This window comes from Blastomonas sp. (genome assembly GCF_030373265.1).
Lineage (GTDB): Bacteria > Pseudomonadota > Alphaproteobacteria > Sphingomonadales > Sphingomonadaceae > Blastomonas.
Genome location: NZ_JAUCZC010000032.1, coordinates 1 through 23,925, shown reverse-complemented (window position 1 = coordinate 23,925; position 23,925 = coordinate 1). Strand labels below are relative to the sequence as shown.

At 64.2% G+C, this 23,925-nt stretch carries 22 protein-coding genes; 17 read left to right on the top strand and 5 right to left on the bottom strand.

All coding sequences use genetic code 11. The features are described from left to right. The first annotated feature begins 9 nt into the window (after nucleotides 1–9). The 3 genes from QUV11_RS15270 to rlmN are packed head-to-tail and all read left to right on the top strand — an operon-like array spanning nucleotide 10 to nucleotide 2,473. Nucleotides 10–669: a histidine phosphatase family protein gene (locus QUV11_RS15270; RefSeq protein ID WP_300883752.1), complete on the top strand. Its 660-nt coding sequence runs from the start codon at nucleotides 10–12 to the stop codon at nucleotides 667–669. Next, nucleotides 666–1,163, top strand: coding sequence for a hypothetical protein (locus QUV11_RS15265; protein WP_300883751.1), 498 nt, complete (start codon nucleotides 666–668; stop codon nucleotides 1,161–1,163). The genes QUV11_RS15270 and QUV11_RS15265 overlap by 4 nt, the downstream gene beginning before the upstream one ends. Nucleotides 1,164–1,195: 32 nt before the next feature. Continuing rightward, nucleotides 1,196–2,473: a 23S rRNA (adenine(2503)-C(2))-methyltransferase RlmN gene (rlmN, locus tag QUV11_RS15260; protein WP_300883750.1), complete on the top strand. Its 1,278-nt coding sequence runs from the start codon at nucleotides 1,196–1,198 to the stop codon at nucleotides 2,471–2,473. A 147-nt stretch (nucleotides 2,474–2,620) separates the two neighbouring features. On the opposite strand, the gene QUV11_RS15255 is transcribed toward rlmN, so the two are convergent. The 3 genes from QUV11_RS15255 to QUV11_RS15245 form a co-directional block, all read right to left on the bottom strand. Next, nucleotides 2,621–4,393, bottom strand: coding sequence for a cation:proton antiporter (locus QUV11_RS15255; protein WP_300883765.1), 1,773 nt, complete (start codon nucleotides 4,391–4,393; stop codon nucleotides 2,621–2,623). Nucleotides 4,394–4,454: 61 nt separating this feature from the next. Continuing rightward, nucleotides 4,455–6,083: a carbon-nitrogen hydrolase family protein gene (locus tag QUV11_RS15250; protein ID WP_300883749.1), complete on the bottom strand. Its 1,629-nt coding sequence runs from the start codon at nucleotides 6,081–6,083 to the stop codon at nucleotides 4,455–4,457. Between the two features lie 7 nt (nucleotides 6,084–6,090). Then, a complete protein-coding gene (locus QUV11_RS15245) occupies nucleotides 6,091–7,311 on the bottom strand; it encodes an NADP-dependent isocitrate dehydrogenase (protein ID WP_300883748.1) in 1,221 nt (406 codons plus the stop codon). A gap of 199 nt (nucleotides 7,312–7,510) precedes the next feature. On the opposite strand from QUV11_RS15245, the gene QUV11_RS15240 reads away from it, so the two are divergent. After that, nucleotides 7,511–8,245: a phosphatidylserine decarboxylase gene (locus tag QUV11_RS15240; protein ID WP_300883747.1), complete on the top strand. Its 735-nt coding sequence runs from the start codon at nucleotides 7,511–7,513 to the stop codon at nucleotides 8,243–8,245. Nucleotides 8,246–8,399: 154 nt separating this feature from the next. Beyond that, the gene (locus QUV11_RS15235) at nucleotides 8,400–9,119 is read left to right on the top strand and encodes a phosphatidylcholine/phosphatidylserine synthase (RefSeq protein ID WP_300883764.1); all 720 of its coding nucleotides are present in this window, start codon (nucleotides 8,400–8,402) and stop codon (nucleotides 9,117–9,119) included. Here the strand turns inward: QUV11_RS15235 and QUV11_RS15230 are convergent. Continuing rightward, nucleotides 9,088–9,369: a hypothetical protein gene (locus tag QUV11_RS15230; protein WP_300883746.1), complete on the bottom strand. Its 282-nt coding sequence runs from the start codon at nucleotides 9,367–9,369 to the stop codon at nucleotides 9,088–9,090. The genes QUV11_RS15235 and QUV11_RS15230 overlap by 32 nt on opposite strands. A 349-nt stretch (nucleotides 9,370–9,718) precedes the next feature. Here QUV11_RS15230 and rpsB point away from each other — a divergent pair, with 349 nt between their 5' ends. From rpsB to rpmE, 12 genes are all read left to right on the top strand, one after another. Continuing rightward, the gene (rpsB, locus tag QUV11_RS15225) at nucleotides 9,719–10,573 is read left to right on the top strand and encodes a 30S ribosomal protein S2 (RefSeq protein WP_300883745.1); all 855 of its coding nucleotides are present in this window, start codon (nucleotides 9,719–9,721) and stop codon (nucleotides 10,571–10,573) included. A 125-nt stretch (nucleotides 10,574–10,698) separates the two neighbouring features. Beyond that, nucleotides 10,699–11,622 carry a translation elongation factor Ts gene (gene tsf / locus QUV11_RS15220; protein WP_289618504.1) on the top strand — a complete coding sequence of 308 codons (924 nt, stop codon included), beginning with the start codon at nucleotides 10,699–10,701 and terminating at the stop codon, nucleotides 11,620–11,622. A 182-nt stretch (nucleotides 11,623–11,804) separates the two neighbouring features. Beyond that, a complete protein-coding gene (pyrH, locus tag QUV11_RS15215; RefSeq protein WP_300883744.1) occupies nucleotides 11,805–12,527 on the top strand; it encodes a UMP kinase in 723 nt (240 codons plus the stop codon). A gap of 4 nt (nucleotides 12,528–12,531) precedes the next feature. Beyond that, a complete protein-coding gene (gene frr, locus QUV11_RS15210) occupies nucleotides 12,532–13,089 on the top strand; it encodes a ribosome recycling factor (protein WP_300883743.1) in 558 nt (185 codons plus the stop codon). A gap of 119 nt (nucleotides 13,090–13,208) precedes the next feature. Then, nucleotides 13,209–13,877 carry a polyprenyl diphosphate synthase gene (uppS, locus tag QUV11_RS15205; protein ID WP_300883763.1) on the top strand — a complete coding sequence of 223 codons (669 nt, stop codon included), beginning with the start codon at nucleotides 13,209–13,211 and terminating at the stop codon, nucleotides 13,875–13,877. After that, nucleotides 13,864–14,670 (top strand): phosphatidate cytidylyltransferase, encoded by an 807-nt coding sequence (locus QUV11_RS15200; protein ID WP_300883762.1) that lies wholly within the window; start codon nucleotides 13,864–13,866, stop codon nucleotides 14,668–14,670. Before uppS ends, QUV11_RS15200 begins: the two co-directional genes overlap by 14 nt. A gap of 8 nt (nucleotides 14,671–14,678) precedes the next feature. After that, nucleotides 14,679–15,890: a 1-deoxy-D-xylulose-5-phosphate reductoisomerase gene (dxr, locus tag QUV11_RS15195; protein WP_300883742.1), complete on the top strand. Its 1,212-nt coding sequence runs from the start codon at nucleotides 14,679–14,681 to the stop codon at nucleotides 15,888–15,890. Between the two features lie 2 nt (nucleotides 15,891–15,892). Continuing rightward, on the top strand, nucleotides 15,893–17,005 hold the full coding sequence (gene rseP / locus QUV11_RS15190) for an RIP metalloprotease RseP (RefSeq protein WP_300883741.1): 1,113 nt from the start codon (nucleotides 15,893–15,895) through the stop codon (nucleotides 17,003–17,005). Between the two features lie 118 nt (nucleotides 17,006–17,123). Further along, complete coding sequence (bamA, locus tag QUV11_RS15185) at nucleotides 17,124–19,802, top strand: outer membrane protein assembly factor BamA (protein ID WP_300883740.1); 2,679 nt, start codon at nucleotides 17,124–17,126, stop codon at nucleotides 19,800–19,802. After that, nucleotides 19,802–20,497, top strand: coding sequence for an OmpH family outer membrane protein (locus QUV11_RS15180; RefSeq protein ID WP_300883739.1), 696 nt, complete (start codon nucleotides 19,802–19,804; stop codon nucleotides 20,495–20,497). The genes bamA and QUV11_RS15180 overlap by 1 nt, the downstream gene beginning before the upstream one ends. Before the next feature lie 17 nt (nucleotides 20,498–20,514). Further along, the gene (fabZ, locus tag QUV11_RS15175; protein WP_300883738.1) at nucleotides 20,515–20,976 is read left to right on the top strand and encodes a 3-hydroxyacyl-ACP dehydratase FabZ; all 462 of its coding nucleotides are present in this window, start codon (nucleotides 20,515–20,517) and stop codon (nucleotides 20,974–20,976) included. Between the two features lie 112 nt (nucleotides 20,977–21,088). After that, the gene (gene rpmE, locus QUV11_RS15170) at nucleotides 21,089–21,319 is read left to right on the top strand and encodes a 50S ribosomal protein L31 (protein WP_300883737.1); all 231 of its coding nucleotides are present in this window, start codon (nucleotides 21,089–21,091) and stop codon (nucleotides 21,317–21,319) included. Nucleotides 21,320–21,565: 246 nt separating this feature from the next. Here rpmE and alaS read toward each other — a convergent pair. Beyond that, a partial coding sequence (alaS, locus tag QUV11_RS15165; protein ID WP_300883736.1) for an alanine--tRNA ligase occupies nucleotides 21,566–23,925 on the bottom strand: 2,360 nt, incomplete at its 5' end.

Below are 23,925 nucleotides of genomic sequence, written 5' to 3'. Positions count from 1 at the left end.
GGGGTGCCGATGACGCAAAATTCCCGATTTTCCTGCCCTCCCGTTGCCGGCCGCCTGTTCATTGCGCGGCATGGCGAAACCGTGTTCAACGCTGCCAAAAGGCTGCAGGGCGACCATCTCCACACCCCTCTGACCCGTGCCGGTTTTGCCCAGGCCGATGCGATGGGGGCAGCCCTGGCCGATGTGCTGGGCACCCGCCCTGCCCTCTCGCTCTGGGCATCGGACACCGGCCGCGCGCTGCAGACCTTGGCGGTAATCACCGAGCATCTCCAACTCGACTGGCACGATGCCGTGCCTGATCCGCGGCTGGTGGAGATCGGCATGGGCAGTTGGGGCGGGCGCTATTATGCCGACGTCATCGCAGAGGTTGGCCCGGTGATCGATGCGCCCGAGATGCTGCTCAAGCCTGCACCCGATGGCGAGAATTACGCCGCGATTGCCGACCGGGTCAGCGACTGGCTGCGCGCGCACGCCTGCGATACCGACGACAAGCTGATCATCATGCACGGTATTTCCAGCCGGGTGCTGCGCGGCGTGCTGCTGGGGTTGCCACCGCACCCGGTGTTCGGCGCGCCCGTCGCAGCCGGGTTGCCGCAGGGTTCGGTCGTGATGATCGCCGATGGCCGCGAGGAGATCGTCGTCACCGGCACCGGCGGAGGCCATGCGTGACACGCGGCTGGGCGGCACTGGCGGCCTTGGCCGTGCTGCTTGCCCCCCTTCCCCTCCATGCGCGTGACAGCCTGGGGGTGTTCGACGCGTGGGGCGCGTTTCGCGATCCGCAGGTGCCGCGCTGCTACGCCATTGCCCAGCCTGATACGGTGCGCGACAAGCGGCGGTACCGCCCCTTTGCCAGCATCGGCTATTGGCCCCGGCGTGGCGTACGCGGCCAGTTCCACCTTCGGCTCAGCAGGCCCATGGCCAAGAATAGCCAGGTTACGCTTGGCATCGGCGTGCGCCGGTTCACGCTGACCGGCGGCGGCGGCGATGCCTGGGCTGCCGAAAAGACCATGGATGCCGCCATCATCGCGGCGATGCGCTCGGCCCGTGAAATGACCGCCAGCGCCACCGGTGCGGACGGACGGCCGATCCGCGATGTCTATCTGCTCAAGGGCGCCGCAACCGCGCTCGACGCAGCCGCATTGGGCTGCGCAGCCAGACGGTAGCTTTTGCACGCCCAAACGACTATGGGGCGCGCATGACAACCGACACTTCCCCCGCGACTTCCTCCGACCCCTCCATGGACATGGCGATCCCCGGCCATATCGATCCCGTGCCCGTGCCGCGCCCGATCACCCCGCGGGCCGATGGCCGCGCCGACCTGATGGGGCTGATGCGCGAAGATATCGCAGCGCTGCTCGCCCAGGCCGGGCTCGACAGCAAGCAGGCGAAACTGCGCTCCAAGCAGCTGTTCCACTGGATGTACCATCGCGGCGTCACCGATTTCGATGCAATGACCGATATCGCCAAGCAGATGCGGCCGTGGATGGCCGAACGCTTCGTGATCGGCCGCCCGGAAATCGTCGAGGCGCAGGTCTCGAGCGACGGCACCCGCAAATGGCTGCTGCGCACCGATGACGCGCAGGATTACGAGATGGTGTTCATCCCCGATGCCGACCGCGGCACCCTGTGCATCTCCAGCCAAGTCGGCTGCACGCTCAACTGCCGCTTCTGCTACACCGGGACGATGCGGCTGGTGCGCAACCTGACCCCGGGCGAGATCGTCGGCCAGGTCATGCTGGCGCGCGACGCGCTGGGCGAATGGCCCAAGGGCGCGATGGATCAGCTCGACGACGATGAGGACGCCGCGTCCTACACCGCCGATGGCCGCTTGCTGACCAACATCGTGCTGATGGGCATGGGCGAGCCGCTCTACAATTTCGACAACGTCCGCGATGCGATGAAGGTCGTGATGCACGGCGATGGCCTGGCGCTGTCCAAGCGGCGGATCACGCTGTCGACCAGCGGCGTCGTGCCGCTGATGGCGCGCTGCGGCGAGGAAATCGGGGTCAATCTTGCGGTCTCGCTGCACGCGGTGACCAAGGAGGTGCGCGACGAGATCGTGCCGATCAACCGCAAGTTCGGGCTGGAAGAGCTGCTCCAGGCCTGCGCCGATTACCCCGGCGCCAGCAATGCGCGGCGGATCACCTTCGAATATGTGATGCTCAAGGACAAGAACGACACCGACGAAGACGCGCGCGAGCTCGTCCGGCTGATCAAGGGCTATGGCCTTGCTGCCAAGGTCAACCTGATCCCGTTCAACCCCTGGCCCGGTGCAATCTACGAATGCTCGGACCCCGAGCGGATCAAGCGCTTCTCCGACATCGTGTTCGAAGGCGGCATCAGCGCCCCGGTACGCACCCCCCGCGGCCGCGACATCATGGCGGCGTGCGGGCAGCTGAAGTCGGCGTCCGAGAAAAAGAGCCGCGCGGAGCTGGATAGGCTGGCGGAAGAAAAACAGGCGGCGTTGGGGTGATCTCAAAAAATCCTCCCCCGTGGGGGAGGTGGCATGGCGCAGCCATGACGGAGGGGTAGCGGGTGCCAAGCGACGATGGCACAAGCGCGCTTCCCCTCCACCATCCTGCGGATGGTCCCCCTCCCCGTTCCGGGGAGGATTTGACGGTTACCCCGCTGCGACCTCGCCCGATTTCAGCGCCGGCTTCTGGTCGAGCTCGCCTTCGTCCATGATCCGGCGGCGCATTTCGTCGCGTTTGCCGTGGATCGAGGCAATGACGTGGCCCATTGCAATCCCCAGATCGACCAGCAGCGCTTCCGACAGCTGGAGTGAACTTTCCAGCGCTTCGGGCACCGCAAGCGTGGCCCCGGCACGGTAAAGCTCGGCGGCATGATCGGTATCGCGCGCGCGCGCAATGATCGTCAGGTCGGGTACCCAGCCATGGACGCGGCGCACGATCTGCACCGCCAGCACCGGATCGTCCATCGTCAGGATCAGCGCGCGGGCATGGCCCAGCCGCAGCCGGTCGAGCAATTCGGGCCGCGCGACGTCGCCGAAGACGATCGGCACGCCAGCACGGCGCGCATCCATCACGACATCGACGTTGGATTCGACTGCGACAAAGGGCTGCTCGTGCTGCTTGAGCATATCGGCAATGATCTCCCCCACCCGCCCATAGCCAAAGATGACGGTGCGATCGTTGGCGATATCCGACTGATCGATCGGTGCGGCATCGCTGGCGCGCATCTCGATTTGCCGTGCCATGGTGTGCCCAAGCTTGGCGAGCAGCGGGGTAATGGTGAGCCCGATCGCGGTGACGATCTGCCAGAACTGCGCGGTCGATGCCTGGATCAGCTGTGCCTGCACCGCGGCGGCGAGCACGATCAGCGTGGTCTCCGATGGGCTGGCCATCAGCACGCCGGCCTCTGCCGCCGTCCCGCGCCGCGCGCCCGCGACCCGCAGCAGCAGCCCGGTGACGATCGCCTTGACCAGCAGCACGCCCACTACCGCAATCGCCAGCTCCTGCCAATAAGCGGCGATGACCCTGAGGTCGATGGACATGCCCACGGTGATCAGGAACACGCCCAGCGCGAGCCCCTTGAACGGCTCGATCAGGATCTCGACCTCGCCGCGATATTCGGTCTCGGCGATGATCAGTCCGGCGAGCAGCGCGCCGACGATCGGCGAGAGGCCCACCGATGCGGTCGCAAGGCTCGCGGTGATCACCACCAGCAGGCTGGCCGCGAGAAACAGTTCGGGGCTCTTGGTCCGCGCGGCTTGCGCAAACATGCGCGGCAGCACCAGCCGGCCCAGCACCAACATCGCGATGACCGTGGCCACGCCCAGCAGCAGCGTCATGCCCAGGCTGCCGGCTTCGGTCGCGCCCGCCATCGGCGCCAGTGCGCCGAGCAGGAAGATGATCGGCACGATCGCGACATCCTCGAACAGCAGCATGGCGAGCGCCGCGCGCCCCACTGGCGAGGTCGTGCCCGACATTGGCAGCACCAGCGCGGTCGACGATAGCGCCAGCGCCAGCCCGAGGCCTACCGCGCCGCCCCAATTCTGCCCGGCCATGTTGAGCGCCGCGCCGATGATCAGCGCCGAGAGCAAAAGCTCCGCAGCACCGACGCCGAAGACGAGCTTGCGCAGGCTCCACAATCGCTTGAACGACAATTCCAGCCCGATGGTGAACAGCAGCAGGATAATGCCGAACTCGGCATAGGGCTCGATCGATTCCGCATCGGTAATGGTAATGTGATAGAGCCAGGGATATTCATCGACCAGCGACCCGAGCCCCGACGGTCCGACGAGAATGCCGATCAGCAGAAAGCCGATGATCGGCGTGATCCTGAAACGCGCAAAGGCCGGGATCACGATTCCGGCCGCGCCCAGGATGACCAGGGCGTCGCTGAAAACGGGATTATCGAGCGGATTGTGCATGGCCAAGGTAATGACCGATGAACCCGCCGATGTCAGCCATTAATCTTGACCAGGCAGTCCTTTATCCGCCGCCGCCGCCCTGCGGTCCGGCAGGCGCCGCCTGCCGCGCACGCTCGCGCTTGGACGCATGGCCCCTGCCGACTGCGCGGTCCCACTCGATGTGGTACAGATCATAACGCCGGTCGCTCAGGTTGCGCACCGTGCCCTCGCTGCGGGCCCAGCTGAGGTCATCGAGATTGACGTCACTGATCGTCAGCGTCTCGACGTTTTCGCTGGCTTCGGCCGCGATGCCGTCGCGCGCGAACGGCAGGTCGCACGGCGTCAGGATGCAGCTTTGCGAATACTGGATGTCCATGTTCTCGACATCGGGCAGATTGCCAACATTGCCGGACATCACGACATAGCACTGGTTCTCGATCGCGCGCGCCTGGCAGCAATAGCGCACGCGCATATACGCCTCGCGGCTGTCGGTGCAGAACGGCACGAAGATGATCCGCGCGCCCTCGTCGGCGAGGCGCCGCGCGAGTTCGGGGAACTCGCTGTCATAGCAGATCAGCACGCCGATCGGGCCGCAATCGGTCTGGATCGCGTCGATGCTGTCGCCGCCCTTGATCTTCCACCAATAGCGCTCGTTGGGCGTCGGGTGGATCTTTTCCTGCGCGTGAATCGATCCGTCGCGCAATGCGACCAGCGCGATGTTCTGGATATCGCCATCATCGGCGCGCGTCGGGTGCGATCCACCGATGATGTTGATGTTGTATTCCATCGCCATGCGGGTCAGTTCCTCGCGGATGCGCGGGGTGAACTCGCTCAGCGCCTCGATGGCCTCCTGCGGACCCATCTTCTTCTTGGCGAAGGACAGCAGCGACATCGTGAACATCTCGGGGAACAGCACGAAGTCAGCCTTGTAGTCGGCAGCCACGTCGACGAAATACTCGACGTTGCGCACGAACTCCTCGAAGTTCGCGACGGCGCGGGCCTGGAACTGGACCGTGGCAAGGCGAACGCTTTCGACACCGCGCGGGACGCGGTGCGTCGGCGGCTCGTCGGGGTTCACATAAGGATTGCGCCACACCATGTGCACCGCGTGCCCGCGCGACTGCTTGTCTTCGGGCAAATAGCGGCTCAGGATGCCGACAGGTTGGAAGCCGTTGGCTATCTGGAAGCCGATCACCGGATCGCGCAATTTGCCGTCGATCACCTTGGCCAGATAGTCTTCCGGGCCATCCACCTTCTTGGTGCGCTTGGCCTTGTCATAGCCTGGGATGCGGCCGGCAAAGACGATGCCGTTGAGGTCGAGCAATTCGGCGAGCGCGCGGCGCGCCTCGTACAGCCTTTTGCCGATGCGCACGCCGCGCTGCGCCGGATCGACGCACATCTCATAGCCGTACAGCCATTCGCCCGTGGGCACATGGCGCGTGCCAAAGCCGTTGCCGCTGATCTCCTCCCAGTCGTGCTGGGTGAACGCCATCGCCTCGGTGACCCGCGACGAGGCGCAATAGCCGACGATCTCGCCATCGAGAATGGCGACGAACTGGCCCTGCGGAAAGTTGTTGATCTGCCCGCGCAGCTCGCCAAATTTGTACGGCGGCAGGCTGGGATAGGCCCGCTCGACGAGCTGCGATATTCCGGGAATATCGCCTCGCCGAGCCTGCCTGACCTCGAGCCGTGCCTTGCTACCCTGGGCCATCAGCCGATCACGCCCAGCTGCCCATTTCCTTTTCGAGGTTCTGGCGGATCGCCTCGAAAAACTGCTCGGTGGTCATCCATGCCTGATCGGGGCCGATCAGGATTGCCAGATCCTTGGTCATCGCACCGCTTTCGACGGTTTCGATGCACACCCGCTCGAGCGTTTCGGCAAAGCGGATCACATCGGGGGTCTCGTCGAAGCGACCGCGATAGATCAGGCCGCGGGTCCAGGCGAAGATCGACGCGATCGGGTTGGTCGAGGTCGCCTTGCCCTGCTGGTGCATGCGATAGTGGCGGGTGACCGTGCCGTGCGCAGCTTCGGCTTCCACGGTCTTGCCATCGGGGGTCATCAGCACCGAGGTCATCAGACCCAGCGAGCCGAAGCCCTGCGCGACGGTGTCCGACTGGACGTCGCCGTCATAGTTCTTGCACGCCCAGACGAACTTGCCCGACCATTTGAGCGCCGAGGCGACCATGTCGTCGATCAGGCGATGCTGGTACGTGATGCCGGCAGCGTCGAACTTGTCCTTGAATTCGGCCTGGAAGACCTCTTCGAAGATGTCCTTGAAGCGGCCGTCATAGGCCTTGAGGATGGTGTTCTTGGTCGACAGATAGGTCGGCCAGCCACGATCGAGGCCATAGTTCATCGAGGCGCGGGCAAAATCGGCGATGGAATCGTCGAGATTGTACATCGCCATCGCGACGCCCGACGAGGGGAACTGGAACACTTCCTCGTCGATCCGGGTGCCGTCCTCGCCTTCGAACACGAGCCGCAGCTTGCCGGGGCCAGGTACGAGGAAATCGGTCGCCTTGTACTGATCGCCAAAGGCGTGACGGCCGACCACGATCGGATCGGTCCAGCCCGGCACAAGCCGCGGAATGTTCGAAATCACGATCGGCTCGCGGAAGACGACGCCGCCCAGGATGTTGCGGATGGTGCCGTTGGGCGACTTCCACATTTTCTTGAGGCTGAATTCCTCGACGCGCTGTTCGTCGGGCGTGATCGTCGCGCATTTGACGCCAACGCCATGCTCGCGGATCGCGTTGGAGGCATCGACGGTGATCTTGTCGTTGGTCTCGTCACGCTTCTCGACCGAAAGATCGTAATATTTCAGATCGATATCGAGATAGGGCAGGATCAGGCGTTCGCGGATCCACTCCCAGATGATGCGGGTCATTTCGTCGCCGTCGATCTCGACGACGGGCTTGGCTACTTTTATCTTGGCCATGCGGGATTTGCGCCTTCTTGCTAGGGAGGAATCGTTAAGATGCGACGCTCTTAGCAAAGTCCGCCCATGTTTCAACCGTGCAGCACCTTGGCCCGCTTCCGCGATAACCGCATGATAATGCTGCGTCGCAACACGGCTCGGCGTGGTTCGGGGGGTTTGGGCGTTGTCACACCCGCGCGCAGCCCCTAAGAGGTGCGGCATGTCGCAAGAATTACTGGATAACCGGGGCAAGGGCCTGGCGAGCTGGAGCATGCCGCCGGTACACCCGGAGGGTCGCAAGTTTGCCGTCGCAGCGGCAGCCGTCACACTCATTTTCGCGTTGCTGGCGTGGGAAACGCTCGCCTGGCCGATGGGCGGCCTAACCTTATGGATACTGGCCTTTTTCCGCGATCCTGCGCGCGTTACGCCGCTGGACGAAAGGCTGGTCGTGGCCCCTGCCGACGGGCTGTGCACCCAGATCGAGCTGGTGAACGCGCCCGCGGAACTGGCTGGTCCGGACGGACTGGGCAACGACCCGGTGTTCCGTATCTCGATCTTCATGAGCGTGTTCGACGTCCACATCAACCGCGCCCCGATTGGCGGAACGATCCGCCGGATCGTCTATATCTCTGGCAAGTTCCTCAATGCCGACCTCGACAAGGCGAGCGACGATAACGAACGCCAGCACATCATGATCGAGCGCAGTGACGGCGCACGCATCGGCTTCACCCAGATCGCCGGGCTGGTGGCACGCCGCATCGTGCCTTTCATCAAGGAAGGCGATTTCGTCGCGGTCGGACAAAGGGTTGGCCTGATCCGCTTCGGCAGCCGGGTAGACGTGTATCTGCCGCAGGGCACGGCGCCCGCAGTGGTCAAGGGTCAGCGCATCACCGCGGGCGAAACGATCCTGGCGGTGCTCGGCGATGCTCCGGTCCGTGAAGGGATCTCGCACTGATGCCTGTGCTCCCCGCCTGTAGCGCCCCCTCGCCGACCAAGGACAGCCCGCAATGACCGATCCCGATCCGCTCGAGCGCCGCGGACGGCGTGGCCCTATCCGTTATCTCGCCGGCAGGCGCCTGCGGCTGCGCGAGGGCCTGACCCTGCGCGCCATGGTGCCCAACGCGATTACCGCCACCGCCTTGTGCTGTGGCCTGACCGGGGTCCGGTTTGCGATGAACGACCAATGGCCGCTTGCGGCCGGCGCCATCGTGCTTGCAGGCGTGCTCGACGGAATCGATGGCCGCGTCGCCCGCATGCTCAAGGCGCAGAGCCGTTTTGGCGCCGAGCTGGATTCGCTGGCGGACTCGATCGCGTTCGGTGTCTCCCCTGCCCTGTTGATGTTCCTGTGGTCGCTGAACGAACTGCCGCGCTTCGGCTGGCTGATCGCGCTGGCGCTGGCGGTATGCTGCGCGCTCCGGCTGGCCCGGTTCAACGCCCAGATCGATCTGGAGGACCAGCCGCACAAATCGGCAGGCTATATGACCGGCGTGCCGGCGCCCGCCGGAGCGGGCCTGGCCATGCTGCCGCTGTATCTGTGGATGGAAACCGGGATCGAAGAGCTTCGGCATTACACCGTCGTCGGTCCGTGGATTTTGCTGATCGCGTTTCTGATGATCTCGAACGTTGCGACGTTCAGCTGGTCATCGCTGCGGCTGCGCAAGAACATCCGGCTCGAAGCGTTGGCGCTGTTTGCGCTGACCGCTGCCTCGCTGCTGACCATGCCGTGGCTCACTCTGAGCGCGATCTGCCTCGTTTATCTGACCCTGATCCCCCTGGGTATCCGGTCGTACGCCAAGGTCAGGCGGCAGCGCGCCAACCCGGCTGGCTGATCCGGACAGCGCCTGCGGCCCTGCGCGGCAGGGCCACGACCGTGCGTGGCGCGAAATCGGGTGCGGGCGCGGGGCTGAAATGCACCACCGGGCGCATCTTGCCGATGACGGTCCGATCATCGCCCATGCTGCGATACTGCGCGAATACCGCGTCGATCCGGTCGACCGATCCTGTCAGCGACCGGCTGATGGTCAGCACGGCGAACGCCGCAGCGCAGGTGAAAAACAGGGCGGTGATGACAGCAACCATGGCAACTCTTCCTCGGCCTTGCCCGATTGCGACCTGTGCCGCTGCGGGACAATGTGGATAACGTTGTGGACAAGCCCAGGTTCCCATTCGCCTCCTCGGCCAGATGGTTAACCCTGTTTGTATTATGTTTGTTCCATTTACGTTCCGTTCCGTCAAGCGGAAAAATGCGTGTTCGCGCTACAAAGGGCTGGATTTCGCGCGGCTGACCGCTTAAGGGCGCGCTCGTCTGTGGCGAAGTGCCGCAGTCAATCCACATGGAAGACATACATACCGGTGCCCCGGCGGCCCTTTGAGGGCCTGTCCAGCAGGTTCCCGTCTTCCAGAGGCACAACCGGAAAGGAATTAGCTTATGGCGGCACCTGTCGTCTCGATGCAGCAGCTTATCGAAGCTGGCGCACACTTTGGTCACCAGACCCACCGTTGGAACCCGCGCATGAAGCCGTATATCTTCGGCGCGCGCAACGGCATCCACATCCTTGACCTCTCGCAGACCGTGCCGCTGTTCGCGCGTGCGCTCGAGTTCGTCTCCGCCACCGTCCAGGCGGGCGGCAAGGTTCTGTTCGTCGGCACCAAGCGCCAGGCGCAGTCGCCGATCGCCGATGCCGCTCGCGCCAGCGGCCAGCATTTCGTCAACCACCGTTGGCTGGGCGGCATGCTCACCAACTGGAAGACCATCTCGGGTTCGATCAAGCGTCTCAAGACGCTCGAAGAGCAGCTGGCTGGCGACACCTCGGGCTTCACCAAGAAGGAAGTCCTGCAGCTGACCCGCGAACGCGACAAGCTGGAACTTTCGCTCGGCGGTATCCGCGACATGGGCGGCATTCCCGACGTGATGTTCGTGATCGACGCCAACAAGGAAGATCTCGCCATCAAGGAAGCCAATGTGCTTGGCATCCCGGTGATCGCGATCCTCGATTCGAACGTCGATCCGCAGGGAATCGCTTTCCCCGTTCCCGCCAATGACGATGCGGCGCGCGCCGTGCGCCTGTATTGCGATGCGATTGCCGCTGCTGCCACCAAGGGCCGCACCGGTGCCGTCGTCGAATCGGGCCAGGACGTCGGCGCGATGGCTGAACCCCCGGCAGAAGCCGCGCTTGAAGAAGCCCCGGCCGAGCCTGAAGTTTCGGCGGCAGAATTCACCGGTGGTGAAACCGCTCCTGAAGCTACCCCGGAAGAAACCGGCGACGCAGCGCCTGCTGCCTGATCGGATCGGGCGGGGCGTGCCCTGCCCGTCCGCTTCGCGAAACTGACACATGCAGGGGCTACGGGCCGGGCACTGGCCCGCACCTGTGGCCCCTGCAACCACATCCCAATACAAGGAACATGAACATGGCCGTTATAACCGCTGCTAATGTTAAGGAACTGCGTGAGCGCACCGGCGCCGGCATGATGGACGCCAAGAAGGCGCTGACCGAAGCCGATGGCGACATCGAAGCCGCCGTCGACGCGCTGCGCGCGAAGGGCCTCGCCACCGCTCAGAAGAAGTCGAGCCGCACCGCTGCCGAAGGTCTGGTCGGAATCCAGGTCGAGGGCCTCAAGGGCGTCGCCGTCGAAGTGAACAGCGAAACCGACTTCGTTGCCAAGAACGAGCAGTTCCAGGATTTCGTTCGCAAGGTGACCTCGGTCGCGATGACCACCGGCGACGATGTCGAAACGCTCAAGGCAGCTCCCTATCCCGATGGCGAAACCGTCGGCGAAAAGCTGACCAACTCGATCGCCACCATCGGCGAGAACCAGTCGATCCGTCGCATCAAGACCGTCTCGGTCAGCGAAGGTGCGGTTGTTTCGTACATGCACAACGCCGTCGCGCCGAACCTCGGCAAGATCGGCGTGCTGGTCGCGCTCGAAGGCGATGTGTCGGCTGACGTTCTGGAGCCGCTGGGCAAGCAGATCGGCATGCACATTGCCGCTGCCTTCCCGCTGGCGCTGAACAGCGATGGTCTGGATGCCGAGATGATCGCGCGCGAACGCAAGATCGCCGAGGAAAAGGCTGCCGAAAGCGGCAAGCCCGCCGAAGTGCAGGCCAAGATGGTCGACGGTGCGATCGCCAAGTTCGCCAAGGAAAACGCGCTGCTCAGCCAGCTGTTCGTGATCGACAACAAGACCGCGATCGCCGACGTGGTGGCCAAGGCCGCCAAGGACGCCGGTGGCAAGATCACCTTGAAGGACTATGTCCGCTTCCAGCTCGGCGAAGGCATCGAGAAGGAAGAAACCGACTTTGCCGCAGAAGTGGCGGCAGCGGCCGGTCTGTAAAAGACCGCTCTGCAATCGGCATGAAAACGGCGGGCAGCCTCGCGCTGTCCGCCGTTCGTGCATGAAATCGGCGCTTGGCGCCGACTTCCCCCAAAGCTGCTTGGCAGCCGCGCATGCACTGACTATGGTGCGCGCCACGCGCCGGCCAGTGCGCCCGATTAGCCTTCATCACCGGAAAAACCATGACCATCGCCTCCTATCGCCGCATCCTCTTGAAGCTGTCGGGGGAAGCCTTGATGGGTGATGGCCAGTATGGCATCGATCCCGCGACCGTCACCCGGATGGCCGCCGAGGTGAAGGCGGCCAAGGAAACCGGGCTTGAAATCTGCCTGGTCATCGGCGGCGGCAATATATTCCGCGGCATGGCGGGCGCCGCCCAGGGCATGGACCGGGCACAGGCCGATTATATGGGTATGCTGGCGACCGTCATGAACGCGCTGGCGATGCAAAGCGCGCTCGAGCAGCTTGGCGTCCCCACCCGGGTTCAGTCGGCGATCGAAATGGACAAGGTGTGCGAGCCCGTCATCCGCCGCCGAGCGCAGCGGCATCTGGAAAAAGGCCGCGTCGTGATCTTTGCCGCAGGCGTCGGCGCGCCGTATTTCACCACCGATTCCGGCGCCGCGCTGCGCGCTGCCGAAATGAAGTGCGATGCATTGCTCAAGGGCACCAGCGTGGACGGCGTGTATAATGCCGATCCCAAGCTCGATCTGACCGCAGTGCGTTATGATACATTGAGTTATGACCGGGTGTTGCAAGACAATCTGAAGGTCATGGACGCCAGCGCTGTGGCCTTGTGCCGCGACAATTCCATCCCCATCGTCGTGTTTTCTATCCGCGAACAGGGCAATCTTGCCCGCGTTCTGAGCGGTCAGGGCACGGCAACCACCGTACATCAGAAGGACTGAACCTGTGGCACAGTTTGACAAGAAAGATCTCGAGCGCCGGATGAACGGTGCGGTCGAATCGCTCAAGGGCGATCTGTCCGGCCTGCGCACCGGCCGCGCCAACGTGGCGCTGCTCGACCCGGTCACGGTCGAGGTTTACGGATCGCACATGCCGCTGACCCAGATTGCCACCGTCTCGGCCCCCGAACCGCGGATGCTCTCGGTACAGGTCTGGGACAAGTCGAACGTCGGTCCTGCCGACAAGGCGATCCGTTCGGCCGGGCTCGGGCTCAACCCGATCATGGACGGTCAGACGCTGCGTCTGCCGATTCCGGACCTGACCGAGGACCGCCGCAAGGAACTGGCCAAACTCGCCGGACAATATGCCGAAAAGGCGCGCATCGCGATCCGCAACGTGCGCCGTGACGGCATGGATTCGCTCAAGACCGACGAGAAGAAGGGCGTGATCAGCGAGGACGAGCGCAAGCGCCTGGAAACCGAAGTGCAGAAGCTGACCGATGACATCATCGCCCAGGCCGATGCCGCCGCCACGCAGAAGGAAAAGGAAATCCTGGGTCAGTGATCTTCCGCTCCGGCCCCAAACATTCCAAGGCTGTTGAGGCCAAGGCCGTTGAGGAGGCGGCGCACCATCTGCACGCAGTGGGCGCACCGGGCCATGGCGTTCGCCATGCCGCGATCATCATGGACGGCAACGGGCGCTGGGCCGCCAAGCGGGGCGTCCCGCGCTTTGTCGGGCACAAACAGGGTGTGGAAGCGGTCCGCACCACGGTGCGCGCTGCACGCGACCTGGGGCTAGAGGCACTGACGCTGTACGCCTTTTCGTCGGAAAACTGGAAACGGCCCGAAGACGAGGTCACCGACCTGATGGGGCTGCTGCGCCACTTCATCCGATCGGATGTAGAGGAATTCGTCGCCAACAATGTCCGACTCAAGATCATCGGCAATTACCGGGTTCTGGCGCCGGATCTGGTCGATATGATCGAGGATGTCGCGCGGCGCACCGCGCACAACACGGGTACCACCCTGGCAATTGCGCTCAATTATGGCGCGCAGGACGAGATGGTCCGCGCAGCGCGCGCGCTCGCCCGGTCTGCCGCTTCCGGTGACATCGATCCCGACAGCATCGAGACCGCGCATATCGACGCGGCGCTCGATACCGCCGACCTGCCCCCGCTCGATCTGCTGATCCGCACATCGGGCGAACAAAGGCTCAGCAACTTCCTGCTGTGGCAGGCGGCCTATGCCGAACTGTATTTCACCGACATTCTCTGGCCCGATTTCGACGGCGCGGCACTCAAGGCGGCTCTGGATGCCTTTGCCGCGCGCGAAAGGCGTTTTGGTGGCCGCTGAACCCGGTCGTCGCACGCTGTTTGGCAACGATCTGGCGGTCCGCACCGGATCGGGGGTGGTGCTGGTCGTCATCGCTGGCGTCGCGCTGTGGCTTGGCGGCATCGCCTTCTGGCTGCTGCTGATGGCCGGTGCGCTGACCATGCAGCACGAATGGGCAGGCCTGGTCGGACGGCTGGAGCGCCGGCGGCTGGCCATGCTGGCACTGATGGCCCCGCTGTCGATGCTCTCGCCTTTCGCCGATGGTCCAGGATTCCTGTCGCTCGGATTCATCCTCGGCGGCGCTTTCTTCATCGCCGCTATCGATCGCAGCTTCAGGCTTGCCTGGGGCGTGCTGTACTGCGCGCTGCCGGTGATGGCATTGCTCTACCTGCGGCAGCAGGACAACGGCCTGCTGCTTGCGGTCTGGACGATGGCAACCGTCTGGGCGACCGATATCGGCGCCTATTTCGCGGGGCGCGGCATCGGCGGGCCCAAGATTGCCCCCTCGATCAGCCCGAGCAAGACCTGGGCGGGGCTTGCGGGCGGCATGGTCGCCGCTTTGGTCTTTGCACTGGTGCTGCGCGCGCAATTCGATCTGCCCTATATCCTCGTGCTGGCCAGTGCGCCGCTCGCCGCGGTGGCGCAAATGGGCGATTTCCTCGAAAGCTGGATGAAGCGCCAGGCCGGGGTCAAGGACTCGGGCGCGCTGATCCCGGGCCATGGCGGCATTCTCGATCGCGTCGATGGGCTGGTGCCGGTTGCGCCGGTCGTCGCACTGCTGGTTGCAGGCAATGCATTTTGGGCGCTAGGATAGTCGGCCTTATGACGCGCCCTGACATGCTCTCCTCCGGCCGGACCGTGCCGCCCCCGTTTGCGCCGCCGCGCAGCATCAGCATCTTTGGTGCGACCGGATCGGTCGGCACCTCGACGCTCGATCTCGTCCGGCTCAACCCTTCGGCCTACCGCGTCGTCGCGCTGACCGCGAACAGCGACGCAGCCGGACTGGCCAGCCTGGCGCGCGAATTCCATGCCGAGGTCGCGGTGATCGGCGACAGCGCCCAGCACGCTGCGCTCGCCGACGCACTCGAGGGTTGCGGAACCAAAGCCTGGTCGGGAGCGCAGGCGCTGCTCGATGCGGCCGATCTCGACGCGGATTGGACGATGGCCGCGATTGTCGGCTGCGCAGGGCTTGCCCCGATCATGCGCAGCCTGTTGCGCGGACGCAGCGTGGCGCTGGCCAACAAGGAGGCGTTGGTCTCCGCCGGTGCCCTGATGATCGAGGCCGCGCGCTCCAGCGGGGCCACGCTGCTGCCGGTCGATTCGGAACACAATGCGATCTTCCAGTGCCTTGCCGGTGGCAACATCGACGAGGTCGAAAGCATCACCCTCACCGCCAGCGGCGGCCCGTTCCGCACCTGGACCAGCGAGCAGATGCGCGTGGCCCGGCCCGATCAGGCGGTCGCGCACCCCAATTGGTCGATGGGCGCCAAAATCTCGGTCGACAGTGCCACGATGTTCAACAAGGGGCTCGAACTGATCGAGGCGCACCATCTGTTCCCGGTCGGGCTCGATGCCATCCGCATTCTGGTGCACCCGCAATCGGTGATCCACTCGATGGTCGAGTACCGCGACCGCTCGACACTGGCGCAACTGGGCTCACCCGACATGAAGATCCCGATCGCCAGCGCGCTGGCCTGGCCGCAGCGGATCGCCACGCAATGCGCACCGCTCGACCTGGCCGCCATCGGCCAGCTCACCTTCGAGCCCCTGGACAACGCGCGGTTCCCCGGTCCCGGCATCTGCCGCGCAGCGATCGCGGCGGGCGGCGGCGCGCCTGCAATTCTCAACGCCGCCAATGAAATCGCGGTGGCCGCATTTCTGGCCAACCGCATCGGGTTTCTCGATATCGCCGCAATTGTATCTGATATGCTGGCAGGCTATACGCCGCCTGCGCCGCAATCCTTGCAGGATGTGCTGGCCATAGACCGTGAAACGCGCGCGATTGCCGCTGCCGCTATTGCAACCAAGGACTGACATTGACCGAAAACCCAGGGTTTCTGCTAACCGTCGTGGCCTTCCTGCTGGTGCTGGGGCCGCTGGTTTTCGTGCACGAGATGGGTCATTATCTGGTCGGACGCTGGTTCGGCGTGAAGGCGGAGTCGTTCTCGATCGGCTTTGGCCGTGAGATTGCAGGCTGGACGGACAAGCGCGGCACCCGCTGGAAGCTGGGGCTGCTGCCGCTGGGCGGCTACGTCCAGTTCGCCGGCGACATGGATCCCGCAAGCCGCGCCGACCCGGACTGGGTTGCCCTGCCCGCCGAAGAACGCAACCGCACCTTCCAGTCCAAGACCCTGTGGCAGCGCGCGCTGATCGTATTTGCCGGCCCCGCGATCAACTTCCTGTTCGCGATCCTGATCCTGGCTGGCTTTGCCTTTGCTTATGGCAAGAGCGTCACCCCCCCGGTGGTGGCCGGCGTGATGCCGTCGTCTGCCGCCGCCGAAGCAGGGCTGCTGCCCGGCGACAAGATCACGTCCATCGACGGCGAGGCAGTTGAATGGTTCGACGAGGTCGGCCGCAAGATCGCGCATCGCCCGGGCGAGCGCATTACCGTGCGCGCCGAGCGCGATGGCGGTTCGCGCGAGTTCACTTTCCCGATCGGAGTGGAGATCCAGAAGGACCGCTTCGGCAACGAATACCGCATCGGGCGGCTCGGCATCATGTCGGCCAAACCGGTCGTCCGCGAGGTCTCGCTGCTCGAATCGCCGGTGGTTGCGGTTCAGCGGACCGGCGACATCCTCCGCCTGATGGTCGAGACGCTCGGCCAGGTCATCACCGGTCGCCGCTCGGTTTCGGAGCTTGGCGGGCCGCTCAAGATCGCGCAGGTTTCCGGCGAGCAGTTCGCCGCCGGGCTGGACGACTTCATCTTCTTCATCGCGCTGATCTCAATTAACTTGGGGTTCATCAACCTGCTGCCAATTCCGATGCTCGATGGCGGGCACCTGCTGTTCTATGCAATTGAGGCCATCCGGCGCAAACCGGTCAACCCCAAGGTCATGGAATGGGCCTTCCGGTCAGGCCTGGCAGCCGTGCTGGCTCTGATGGTGTTCGTCACGGTCAATGATCTCGCGTCGTTCGGCTTATTGGGCTGAAAGACTGGTTGATTGATTGCGGCGGATGATGCAGGGGTTTGCGCACCGGGGCGGGTTATCGGACGGCATCTACAGGGACCGTCTGATGTGTTTTGTGGCTTAGGGTGGGTCTTTTTCCGTGAAATCTGAACAGAAAATCGCCATTGGCGTGCGAGCCCTGGGCCTGTTGCTGGGGACAACCATATTGGCGGGAACCGCGTCTGCGGCGTTCGCCCAGGCGGCTGGTCCCGCGGCACCGCCTGTTGCCGTACCGGCTGCGGCGCCTGCCGCCGCGCCCGTTGCGCCTCAGGTCCAGCAGATCCGCTCGATCACCGTCAACGGTTCGCAGCGGATCGAGGCGGACACCGTCCGCTCCTACATCCAGCTGCGCGTTGGCGATCCCTATACGCAGGTCGCTGCCGACCAGGCGCTGCGCGATCTGTTCGAAACCGAACTGTTTGCTGACGTCTCGATCCGCAACAACGACGGTGCGGTGGTGATCGACGTCAAGGAGAACCCGGTGATCAACCGGGTGATCCTCGAAGGCAACAAGCGGATCAAGAACGACAAGATCCTGCCGGAAATCCGGCTGTCGCCGCGCCAGATCTTCACGCGCACCAAGGTTCGCGCCGATGTCGCGCGCATCATCGAATTGTACAAACGCCAGGGACGCTTTGCCGCGACGGTCGAGCCGAAGATGGTCCAGCAGGACCAGAATCGCGTCGACGTGGTGTTCGAGATTACCGAAGGGCCCAAGTCCAAGGTTCGCCAGATCAATATCCTGGGCAACGAGCAGTTCTCGGATGGCCAGCTGCGCGGTGAGATGGTCACCAAGCAGTCGCGCTTCTACCGCTTCTTCAGCTCGGGCGATGCCTATGATCCGGACAAGATGGCGTTCGACCAGCAGAAGCTGCGTCAGTTCTATCTGACCCAGGGTTATGCCGACTTTCGCGTCATCTCTGCGGTCGCCGAGCTGACCCCTGACAAGCGTGACTTCATCATCACCTATGTGGTCGAGGAAGGCGAGCGCTACAAATTCGGCGACGTGGCTGTCGAAAGCCAGATCCGCGACTTCTCCGAGGAAGGGCTGAAGGCCCAGCTCTCGATGAAGCCCGGCGACTGGTACAATGCCAAATTGGTCGAAGACACCGTGGAGCAGCTCAGCGAGACCGCCGGCCTGTTCGGCTATGCCTTTGCCGACGTGCGTCCGAACTTCAATCGCGATCGCGAAACCCTCACCATGGGGATCACCTTCGAGCTCGCGGAATCGGCGCGCGTCTATGTCGAGAGAATCGACATCAACGGCAACACGCTGACCCAGGACAAGATTGTCCGCCGTGAATTCCGCCTCAACGAAGGCGATGCGTTCAACAGCTTCCTGGTCAAGCGTTCGGAAAACCGCATCAATTCGCTGGGCTATTTCCAGGAAAAGTTCGAGATCGAACAGAAGCAGGGCAGCGCTCCTGACCGCATCATCCTGGAAGCCAATGTCGAGGAAAAGGCGACCGGGGAGCTTCAGCTGTCTGCCGGTTTCTCGTCGATCGAGAACTTCATCCTGCAGGCATCGATCCGCCAGCGCAACTTCCGCGGCAAGGGCCAGACCGTCGGCGCCAGCGTCAACTATTCGCGCTTCTCGCAGGGCATCAATCTCAGCTTCACCGAACCGTATGTGTTCGATCGCAATCTGTCGTTTGGCGCAGACATTTTCCGGCGCGATCTCAACAGCTTCAACTTCGTGGGCAATTCGCGCAACACCACCTTCGAACAGCTGACCACCGGCGCCTCGCTCCGGCTGGGCGTGCCGCTGACAGAGTATGTCTCGGCGCTGCTGCGCTACTCGCTGACCGTCGATGACGTGACATTGGACCGCAACCAGTTCTTCTCCGATCTGAACGGCGATGGCATTCTGGAATGCGACCCCGTGCGCGCCGGCTTCTTCCTGTGCGACAACCTTGGCATGCGGACAACCTCGATGATCGGCTATTCGCTGATCTACGACAACCGCGACAACCGCATCCGCCCGACCCGTGGCCAGAACCTCACTTTGTCCCAGGATTTTGCCGGGCTCGGCGGCTCGGTCAGCTATCTGCGGACCCGGCTCAACGCGTCCAAGCACTGGCGCCTCGGACGCAGCAGCTTCATCTTCACCCTGGCCGCCGAGGGCGGTCACATCATTCCGTTCGAGAATCGCGGATCGCCGGCGCAAGGGATCGACGACATTCGTCTGACCGATCGCTTCTTCCTCGGCCAGCCGCAGTTCCGTGGCTTTGATATTCGCGGCGTCGGCCCGCGTGTCATCCGCTCGGGCTTCAATCCGGAGATCATCAACGGTCAGATCGTCAACACGATCGTCACCGAGCGGCGCAACCGCGTCGACGATGCGCTGGGTGGACGCAGCTATTATCTGGCGCGCGCCGAACTCGACATTCCGCTGGGCAGCGGTGCGCGTGAACTGGGGCTTCGGCCTTCGGTCTTCGTCGATGCCGGTGCAGTGTTCGGCGTGGTGCAGCCTTTGCTGCAGACCCCGCAGAACCGTGATCCGGTCACAGGCGCCCTGCAGTATCTGACCCTGGACGCGGCCGGCGGTATCGCCGTGACCGCAGATGCGGTCGATGCCAATGGCAATCCCAACACGCCCAGCCTGGCCTTCACCGAGCAGTTTTTCGGGGATTCGCCCAAGCCGCGTGTGTCAGTTGGCTTCGGCGTCAACTGGAACTCGCCCTTTGGACCATTCCGCATCGATATCGCCCGCGCGCTGCTCAGCGAGCCGGGCGACGACACCCGCCTATTTACTTTCAACGTAGGGACCCAGTTCTGATGAAAACTCTTCTGAAATGCACTGCCGCTGCTCTGATGGCCTTCGGCACCGTCGCTTCGGGCGCCATCGCGCCCGCCATGGCTCAGACCGTTCAGGGTATCGGCATCGCTGACCAGCGTCGTGCCGTCGTCGAATCGGCCGCGTTCGTGAATGCGAACACCGCGCGCCCGACCACCTACAAGGCGCAGTACGATGCGGCGCAGGCGAAGTCGAACCAGCTCCGCCAGCAGCTCGAGCCGCTGGTGACCAAGTTCAACACCGACGTCCAGGCTCCCAATGCCCAGGCCAATCAGGCCGCTCTGCAGCAGCAGCTCGGCCAGATCCAGCAGCTGCGCGAGCAGGGTTCGCAGGAAGTCCAGGAAATCCTGCAGCCGGTTGCGCTGTCGGAAGCCTATGTTCTGGAACAGATCAGCGACAAGTTCGATGCCGCGGTCCGCTCGGCCATGCAGAAGCGCAAGGTCAGCGTTGTGTTCGAAGTCGGATCGACGCTCGCGCACAACGATGCCTATGACCTGACCAAGGACATCACCACCGAACTGAATGCGGCCATCCCGACCGCGCAGCTCGTTCCCCCGCAGGGCTGGCTGCCGCGCGCACAGCGTGAACAGCAGGCCCGTCAGGCCGCGGCCAATGGCGCAGCAGCACCCGCTGCAGCGCCGGCAGCCCCTGCCGCGCAGCTTCCCGAAGGCCGTTAAGGCAAGGCATCGTTGGCATGACGGACGGCGGCGATCAGCCTTATGACATTCTGAAGGTGATGGCGGCGCTTCCGCACCGCTATCCCATGCTGCTGGTGGATCGCGTGGCGCGGCTGGACAAGGACCAGTCGATCCACGCGATCAAGGCGGTCAGCATGAACGAGCCGTTCTTTCAGGGGCACTTCCCGACCCGTCCGATCATGCCCGGCGTGCTGATCATCGAGGCGCTGGCGCAGGCTGCCGGTATTCTCGCGGTCGAATCGCTGGGCCTGGCGGGCTCGGGCAAGCTGGTCTATTTCATGGCGATCGACGGCGCGAAGTTTCGCGCGCCGGTCGAGCCGGGCGTGTTGCTCGACCTGCATGCCGAGTTCGAACAAAAGCGCGCCAAGGTGTGCAAGTTCAAGGCCCGGGCGGAAATGAACGGCAAGCTCGCCTGCGAAGTCAGCTTCACCGCGATGATTGCCGATCCGCCCACCTGATCGCGGGCCGCGGCAAACCGCTTGCTTTCAGGCGCGCATGCCGTTATGCGCGCCGCTTCCCATTCATCCTGCAGGCTGGTCGGAACCAGCCGTTTGACGAGGACAACGACCCATGAAGACCGATATCCATCCCGACTATCACATGATCAACGTCAAGATGACCGACGGCACCGTCTACCAGACCCGCTCGACCTGGGGCAAGGAAGGCGACACGCTGCAGCTGGATATCGATCCGACCTCGCACCCGGCATGGACCGGCGGCAACCAGCGTCTGCTGGATGCAGGCGGCCAGGTGGCGCGTTTCAACAAGCGTTTCGGCGGACTGTCGCTCAAGAAGGGCTGATCGCTCCGATTGGCTACGAAATTGCAAAAAGGGCTGCGAACCGATCGGTTCGCAGCCCTTGTTCGTTGTGCGTGTTGCCAGAACCGGTCCCCTTGCGCAGGCAGGGGCCCATCACCTGTCCTTTCGATATCAAGCATGGTGCATTGAACGCGAGAAACTCGCGGGATAGCCACCGTTGAAACGGTGGTGAGTGTTTATCGATCAGGAGATGGGCCCCTGCCTTCGCAGGGGACCTTAATGGAACGATCAGGCTGCAGGCGCAGTCGCGCCCGCAATCAACCCGCGCACCGCGCCGAGCGCCGCTTCGGCCTTGCTGCCATCCGGACCACCGCCCTGCGCCATGTCCGGCCGACCGCCGCCGCCCTTCCCGCCCAGCGCCTCGACGCCGGCACGCACCAGATCGACCGCGCTGAAGCGGCCGACCAGATCGTCGGTGACCGCTGCTGCAAACGCCGCGCGGCCATCGTTGACCGCGACCATCACCGCGATCCCCGAGCCCAGCGAGGTCTTGGCCTGATCGAGCAGCCCGCGCAGCTCCTTGGGGTCCAGGCCTTCGATCACCTGCGCGATGAAGCTCACCCCACCGATGTCCTCCGCCTGCGGCCCGGCCTTGCCCGATCCGCCGCCCAGCGCCAGCGCCTTGCGGGCCTCAGCCAGTTCGCGTTCGAGCGTGCGACGTTCATCAATCAGCGCCGCGATTCGGCCCTCGACCTCGTCGGGGGCGGTCTTCACCAGCGCCGCGATTGCCTTGAGCCGCTCGTCGCGCGACACCAGCCACTGGCGCGCACCCTCGCCGGTCAGCGCCTCGATCCGGCGTACACCGCTCGACACTGCGCTTTCGGAGATGATCCGGAAAATGCCGATATCGCCCAAGGCACGGACATGGGTGCCGCCGCACAGTTCGACCGAATAATGTTTGTCGGTGGCGCGTCCCATCGACAGCACGCGAACCTCTTCGCCGTACTTTTCGCCGAACAGCGCCAGCGCGCCCGCGCCCACCGCATCATCCGGAGACATCAGCCGCGTGGTCACCGCTTCGTTGGCGCGGATCTCGGCGTTGACCTCGGCTTCGATCGCCGCGATCTCGGCATCGCTTAGCGCCTTGGTGTGCGAGAAATCGAAGCGCAGCCGCTCGGGCGCGACCATCGATCCCTTTTGCGTGACATGGCCGCCCAGGTGATTGCGCAACGCGGCGTGCAACAAATGGGTGGCGCTGTGGTTGGCGCGCAGCGCATCGCGGCGCTCGACATCGACCGCCAGATGCACGGTATCGCCGACCTTGATCGCGCCCGCCTCGATCCGCGCCTGATGCGCGTGCAAGCGGCCCAGTGGCTTGGACGTTTCGTCGACAACTGCCTTCAGTCCGCCGAGCGAGCTGATGGTACCGGCATCGCCCATCTGGCCGCCACTTTCGCCATAGAACGGCGTCTGGTTGACCAGGATGGTGACGCTGTCACCCTCGCCCGCCCAAGCAATCTCCTTGCCGTCGCGGACCAATGCCACGACCTCGGCCTCGCCCTCATCGGCGGTGTAGCCGGTGAACTCGGTGCCCCCTGCGCGTTCGGCGATGTCATACCACACGTCTGCCGATGCGGCGTCGCCCGAACCCTTCCAGGCAGCCCGCGCGGCAGCCTTTTGCGCGGCCATTGCGGTATCGAACCCGGCGCGGTCGACGCCCAGGCCTCTGGAGCGCAGCGCGTCCTCGGTGAGGTCATAGGGGAAGCCGAAGGTGTCGTAGAGCTTGAACGCGGTTTCGCCCGCGAGCACCGCGCCCTCGCCCAGGTCGGCAGTGGCTTCGTCAAGCAGCTTGAGCCCCTTGTCGAGCGTCTGGCGGAAACGGGTCTCCTCGCGCTCGAGCGTTTCCTCGATCAGCGGCTGCGCGCGGCCGAGTTCGGGGAAGGCATGGCCCATTTCGGCGACCAGCGTCGGTACCAGCCGGTGCATCAGCGGATCGGCAGCGCCCAGGATATGCGCATGACGCATCGCGCGGCGCATGATCCGGCGCAGCACATAGCCGCGGCCTTCATTGGCGGGCAGCACGCCATCGGCGATCAGGAACGAGGTGGCACGCAAGTGATCGGCGATGACGCGATGGCTGGCCTGGTTTTCGCCTGTTGTGTGCGTGCCGGTGGCCTGGCCGGAGGCTGCGATCAGTGCCTTGAACAGATCGATGTCGTAATTGTCGTGCACGCCCTGCATCACGGCCGCGAGCCGCTCGATCCCCATGCCGGTGTCGATCGACGGGCGCGGCAGGTTGGTGCGGCTGCCATCGGCGTGCTGCTCATACTGCATGAACACCAGGTTCCAGATTTCGATGAACCGGTCGCCGTCTTCATCGGGAGAACCTGGAGGGCCGCCAGGGATGTGATCGCCGTGATCGTAGAAAATCTCGCTGCACGGGCCGCAGGGTCCGGTGTCGCCCATCGACCAGAAATTGTCCGAGGTCGCGATGCGGATGATGCGGTCATCGGGAAGCCCGGCGATCTTGCGCCACAGGTCGAACGCCTCGTCGTCGGTGTGATAGACGGTGACGGTGAGCTTGTCGGCAGCCAGGCCCCAGGTCTTGTTGACCAGGGTCCAGGCGTGGTGGATCGCCTCTTCCTTGA

Bases quoted from the DNA above. Each gene is read 5' to 3' on its own strand.
- QUV11_RS15270 (WP_300883752.1), top strand. From the start codon at position 10: ATGACGCAAAATTCCCGATTTTCCTGCCCTCCCGTTGCCGGCCGCCTG.
- rlmN (WP_300883750.1), top strand. From the start codon at position 1,196: ATGACAACCGACACTTCCCCCGCGACTTCCTCCGACCCCTCCATGGAC.
- QUV11_RS15255 (WP_300883765.1), bottom strand. From the start codon at position 4,393: ATGCACAATCCGCTCGATAATCCCGTTTTCAGCGACGCCCTGGTCATC.
- QUV11_RS15250 (WP_300883749.1), bottom strand. From the start codon at position 6,083: ATGGCCCAGGGTAGCAAGGCACGGCTCGAGGTCAGGCAGGCTCGGCGA.
- QUV11_RS15245 (WP_300883748.1), bottom strand. From the start codon at position 7,311: ATGGCCAAGATAAAAGTAGCCAAGCCCGTCGTCGAGATCGACGGCGAC.
- QUV11_RS15240 (WP_300883747.1), top strand. From the start codon at position 7,511: ATGTCGCAAGAATTACTGGATAACCGGGGCAAGGGCCTGGCGAGCTGG.
- QUV11_RS15235 (WP_300883764.1), top strand. From the start codon at position 8,400: ATGGTGCCCAACGCGATTACCGCCACCGCCTTGTGCTGTGGCCTGACC.
- QUV11_RS15230 (WP_300883746.1), bottom strand. From the start codon at position 9,369: ATGGTTGCTGTCATCACCGCCCTGTTTTTCACCTGCGCTGCGGCGTTC.
- rpsB (WP_300883745.1), top strand. From the start codon at position 9,719: ATGGCGGCACCTGTCGTCTCGATGCAGCAGCTTATCGAAGCTGGCGCA.
- tsf (WP_289618504.1), top strand. From the start codon at position 10,699: ATGGCCGTTATAACCGCTGCTAATGTTAAGGAACTGCGTGAGCGCACC.
- pyrH (WP_300883744.1), top strand. From the start codon at position 11,805: ATGACCATCGCCTCCTATCGCCGCATCCTCTTGAAGCTGTCGGGGGAA.
- uppS (WP_300883763.1), top strand. From the start codon at position 13,209: ATGGACGGCAACGGGCGCTGGGCCGCCAAGCGGGGCGTCCCGCGCTTT.
- dxr (WP_300883742.1), top strand. From the start codon at position 14,679: ATGACGCGCCCTGACATGCTCTCCTCCGGCCGGACCGTGCCGCCCCCG.
- QUV11_RS15180 (WP_300883739.1), top strand. From the start codon at position 19,802: ATGAAAACTCTTCTGAAATGCACTGCCGCTGCTCTGATGGCCTTCGGC.
- fabZ (WP_300883738.1), top strand. From the start codon at position 20,515: ATGACGGACGGCGGCGATCAGCCTTATGACATTCTGAAGGTGATGGCG.
- rpmE (WP_300883737.1), top strand. From the start codon at position 21,089: ATGAAGACCGATATCCATCCCGACTATCACATGATCAACGTCAAGATG.